We start from the raw sequence: 4,477 nt of genomic DNA on the forward strand, positions 1-4,477 counted from the left end.
CTTGCCCTTTCACTTTGTCAAGCTAAGGAATTGGCTAAGTTTGTTGATGTATTCTGTAATTATGGCGCCTTCACCGTTAATAAAACTAGGATAATACTTAGGGAAGCATCATTAAGGGGTTTTAGGCTTAGGCTTCATGCTGATGAGATTGCCTACATTGGATGCAGTGACTTAGTTAATGAATTTAACATAATGTCACTTGATCATTTATTAAATACGCCGGAGCGGAATGTTAAAGCTATGGCATTAAGGGCTCAATTGCCACATTATTACCTGCAACAATACTAACATTGATGAGTAACAGGAAGCCGCCGGTGAGGGCACTTAAGGATATTGGAGTACCTACGGCTTTAGGTTCGGACTTTAGCCCAAGTACCTGGGTGTTAAGCATGCAGTATATAATGGAGTTAGCCACATATTTACTTGGCATGACCCCCTAGAGGCGTTAATGGCTGCAACCGTAGATGCGGCATATAGCTTAGGACTTAGGGATAGGGGCATTTTACAACCAGGTTACTTAACTAATGTAATTATCTGGAAGATACCTAACTATAGGTGGTTAAGTTATAAACTAGGTGAAAACAAGGTTTCAATAACAATAAGTAGAGGAGTAATCCTTGAGCCAAGGTGTATGGATTCTGGAGTAATTAAGGAGCGTTCATAATTATAGTAATGGTGCATGTAGGGATGTGAGCTTACTTCATTAAGGCTTAAAAAGTGTTCATGTTTATGGATATCATTATTATTATGGAGAATAGGCACATTAAGCTTAGGAGGACGCTTAAGACCATGGAATTATTTGCGTTAGGGTACTCTGACGTTTCATCAACATACTACTTCTCAATGGGCGTTATTGCGCTTTACTCAGGATCATCATTACCAGTGGTTATGCTTCTAGGCTCCATACCACTATGGGTAGCTGGATTAACTTATGCTGAATTAGGTAGTGCAATACCTGAGGCTGGTGGCGCATACTATTATGTTAGGCACGAGTTGGGTAGGGTTCCTGGTTTCATAGCTGGTTGGTTGCTTGATTTTGACCAAATCCTCATGGTATCCTACGGTGCAGTTGGGTTCACAGGCTACTTAAGTGTCCTAATTGAAGGCCTACGCATATGGCCGGTTAACGTAGTATTGTCATTAATTATGATATGGGCGCTGGCCATCATTAACATTATTGGTATTAAGCCATCAGCCAGATTTAACCTAGTATTAGTAGCTATTGACCTAGTAGGCATAATAACCCTAATGGCCTTTGGCGTATACGCTATAATTCACCAACCGCATCATGTGGGATTCAGCATTAGCTTCACCATACCTGCAATCGGCTTAGCCTACGCCTTAAGGGGATATACTGGAATTGATGTTATTGCACAATCCGCTGGGGAGGCGTTATTACCTGGGCATAGTGTGCCAAGATCCATAATAGCTGTATGCACCTTATCCACTGTTGTTGCATTAGCTCTATCCACAATAACTTCATACTCTGGCTTAACACAATATATTGCTAGGAACCTTAGTGATCCATTAGGTGCCTTGGCCGTTGGGTTACTTGGACATGGATTATTAAGCATGTATATTTCCTCCTCAATAGCGTTAGTTATGCTTCTAAGCATTAATGCTGGTATCGTGGATTACTCAAGAAGCATCTACAGTATGAGTAATGATTCATTAATGCCCAAGCAATTAGCCGTAATTCATCCTAGGTTTAGAACACCATACCTATCCATTATTGCTGCATCATTTATTGCATCATTATTTGTGTTAAGTAATGATGTTGAGTTAATAGTTGGATCATACGGTATAGCCTCAATGATAACATACTCACTGGCCATCTTAGCATTAATTAAGTTTAAGTCAAGCAATAAGCCTAGCGGTTTCCAAACACCCACAACTAGGATAGGTAATTTAAAAATACCAGCATTGGCGTTAATTGGATTACCCATATTCACTGCGGCGATTATCCTGGAATTAATCTATAAGCCCCAATACGCTTTACCAGTTACCATATGGTTAATAACAGGCTTCATACTGCTTTCGCTAATAAGGAACACTAAGTGACTTCACTTAAAGTATTCAATACCACTGCCCCAACCCTATTAATAATTGACTCAAGCTCCTTACCCTCCAGGAACCTACTGAACCTACCTTCAGTCAACTTATTAGTAACCACTAAGGCAGCCCCAGTTTTAATCCCCCTTATTAAGCCTAGTAGGAATAATACGGCGCACTCCATCTCAACCCCAATTATCCCCCTTGAACCAAGTGCCTTAGGTAAATCCTCCTCAGCATAGAAGGCATCGCTACTGTAGATTACACCAACAGTGAAGTTTAATCCAGAATTCGTGAAATTGCTTATTAATTTAAGTAGGACTTCATGATTAGGCACGGCTGGGTACATTATATTACTTCCCAAGTATTGTGCATATATGCCACCTACATTATAACCTGCACCACTTGGTATTATCACTGTACCAGGCTCAATACCACCCTGTAGTGCCGCAGCAGTACCAAGCCTCACTATCACCCTAGCCCCCATACTCACCAACTCCTCCACCACTATGGCTGCTGATGGTGCCCCTATACCATGGGTCGCCACAGTGATTTTAACACCATTGTATGAGCCGGTGTAGGCTAGGAAACCCCTATTCTCATTAATTATCCTTGAATCCTTAAGCATACTTGCTAATTGCCTAGCCCTGGCTGGGTCACCAACTACTATAACCCTTTCTGCTACATCACCTTTACTAACCTTTAAGTGTATTGGCATTAATTCATTAAGTGGATGCGTTTATTAAGTATTAACACGGTGTTAACCTACTTCTTAACTAATTGAGTTCCATCAATCGGGCACTTACCGAATAATTTCCTCTCGGCGCACACTACACAGAATAATGATCCACAGCGTGGGCATACGTAGTAGTCATCATACATCCTTATCTTAGCGCCGCACCTGCGGCACCTACCTATTACCAGTGTTTTTGGTATGGCAGCCATCGTTGGGTTAACCTTAAATGCTTAATAAGCTTTGCCCATTGACAATAAATGCGGCTGGCGTTAACGCTACCATGTAGTTCACCCATGGAGCCAATATCATACACTACGCCAATCCCCTACATAATTATTGGTGGATTAAGGATTATTGAGCACTGGTTAATCAGGCTGATTAATGAAGCTGCAGTAGTGCTTAATGTTGAGCAGATTCACATTCGTAGAAATAGGCTACTGGTCGGTGAATTAGGGATCCCAATTAACATTGAGTATTCCAGTAATGCTGACGCATACATTAACCCATGTATAATCCCATACTCAAGTAACATTAGGATGGTGATTAAGCATATTAGTAATAATGAATCCGTAGTATGCGGAGGCTACAATTTAATTAAGGTTAAGGGTAGTGGAGGAACCATTAACGACTGCAGTATTGAGTTCATTAGAGGGCCATGGGATATAATCAAGCATAATAATACCTTACTTAAGGAAACAATTGAAGTACTAGCAAGCATCATTGGGTTAGGGGGAGGTGTAAAATTATATGAATCTGAAGTTTCAGGGGATGTTAGGTTCAACATTAATGAGGGGCCGGTGCTCGTGGTTAAGAGTAGTATTAATGTTCCAGTATACATTAAGGGCCCAGCATTAATAGGGCCAGGTACTGCTCTATCTCCCTTCACCTACATTAGGGAGGGTACTGTAGCCTACATGAATGTTAAGTTATCTGGGGAAATTAAGAATACTGTAATTGACTGCTGCACCTTTAAGGAGCATCATGGTTACTTGGGTGACTCCTACGTGGGTAAGTGGGTTAATTTTGGTGCTGGTACAACAGTCTCAAACCTCAAGAATACATTAGGTACTGTTAAATTCATGGGCGTTGATACAGGTATGGTTAAACTAGGCCCCATTATAGGTGACTGGGTTAAGACAGGCATTAATACAAGCATAATGACCGGTAAGGCAATTGGCCCAGGCTCCCACGTTTACGGGTTAGTGACTATGGATATGCCTCCATTCACTATATTTAACGGTGAATTAATAGCCTTTAATAGGGAGAAGGTTCGTGAAGTCATCTTCAGAACTACCCACAGTAATGAGGAGGCTGAGTATGCATTAAGAATCTATGACTCAACACTAAGTTTAAGGAGTAATGTTAAAGTAAGTAAATATAAGTTATAATTATTCACGGGAAAGTACTGTTTTCACTATGATTAATATTTTAATCACTCAGCCTCATTGCTCATATTTACCCTTTGCATCATCCTTAGGACCGATTCTCTAGGAAGACATACCTCCCCTCCCAACTACTCGCCAGTTTCATTACAGTACCCTCCATGCATTAAACATAGTAAAATCTAATCATAAACGCTCAGGCTTAAGATGGGTCATGCGTTATTTAACCGACTCTTCACAATATCCTCAGCCAACTTAACAATACGGTCAATATACTCCACATCATTCTTAACATGTCTTGGCCTCA

7 protein-coding genes and 1 pseudogene (1 of these 8 cut by a window edge) are annotated in these 4,477 nt (G+C 40.8%); 5 read left to right on the plus strand and 3 right to left on the minus strand.

Going from position 1 to position 4,477, the window contains the following annotated elements:
* The 4 genes and pseudogenes from BP896_RS06945 to BP896_RS06960 all read left to right on the plus strand — a co-directional run.
* Positions 1–288, plus strand: a pseudogene (locus BP896_RS06945) (hypothetical protein); the annotation flags it as partial.
* 5 nt (positions 289–293) lie between these two features.
* Complete coding sequence (locus BP896_RS06950; protein WP_291767029.1) at positions 294–440, plus strand: hypothetical protein; 147 nt, start codon at positions 294–296, stop codon at positions 438–440.
* Positions 441–448: 8 nt separating this feature from the next.
* On the plus strand, positions 449–664 hold the full coding sequence (locus BP896_RS06955) for a hypothetical protein (RefSeq protein ID WP_291767031.1): 216 nt from the start codon (positions 449–451) through the stop codon (positions 662–664).
* 65 nt (positions 665–729) lie between these two features.
* The gene (locus tag BP896_RS06960; protein ID WP_291767032.1) at positions 730–2,061 is read left to right on the plus strand and encodes an APC family permease; all 1,332 of its coding nucleotides are present in this window, start codon (positions 730–732) and stop codon (positions 2,059–2,061) included.
* Here the strand turns inward: BP896_RS06960 and BP896_RS06965 are convergent.
* Together BP896_RS06965 and BP896_RS06970 are read right to left on the minus strand one after the other, a co-directional pair.
* Positions 2,054–2,770 (minus strand): purine-nucleoside phosphorylase, encoded by a 717-nt coding sequence (locus tag BP896_RS06965; protein WP_291767034.1) that lies wholly within the window; start codon positions 2,768–2,770, stop codon positions 2,054–2,056. The genes BP896_RS06960 and BP896_RS06965 overlap by 8 nt on opposite strands.
* A 47-nt stretch (positions 2,771–2,817) precedes the next feature.
* A complete protein-coding gene (locus BP896_RS06970; protein ID WP_291767036.1) occupies positions 2,818–2,997 on the minus strand; it encodes a hypothetical protein in 180 nt (59 codons plus the stop codon).
* A gap of 48 nt (positions 2,998–3,045) precedes the next feature.
* Here BP896_RS06970 and BP896_RS06975 point away from each other — a divergent pair, with 48 nt between their 5' ends.
* Positions 3,046–4,176 (plus strand): hypothetical protein, encoded by a 1,131-nt coding sequence (locus BP896_RS06975; protein WP_291767037.1) that lies wholly within the window; start codon positions 3,046–3,048, stop codon positions 4,174–4,176.
* A gap of 282 nt (positions 4,177–4,458) precedes the next feature.
* Here the strand turns inward: BP896_RS06975 and BP896_RS09835 are convergent.
* Positions 4,459–4,477, minus strand: part of the annotated coding region (locus tag BP896_RS09835; protein ID WP_414633189.1) for a PaREP1 family protein (this coding region is incomplete at its 5' end). The annotated region continues 144 nt past the right edge of the window; 19 of its 163 annotated nt are in view.

It is taken from the genome of Caldivirga sp. UBA161, from assembly GCF_002506515.1.
Taxonomy (GTDB): domain Archaea; phylum Thermoproteota; class Thermoprotei; order Thermoproteales; family Thermocladiaceae; genus Caldivirga.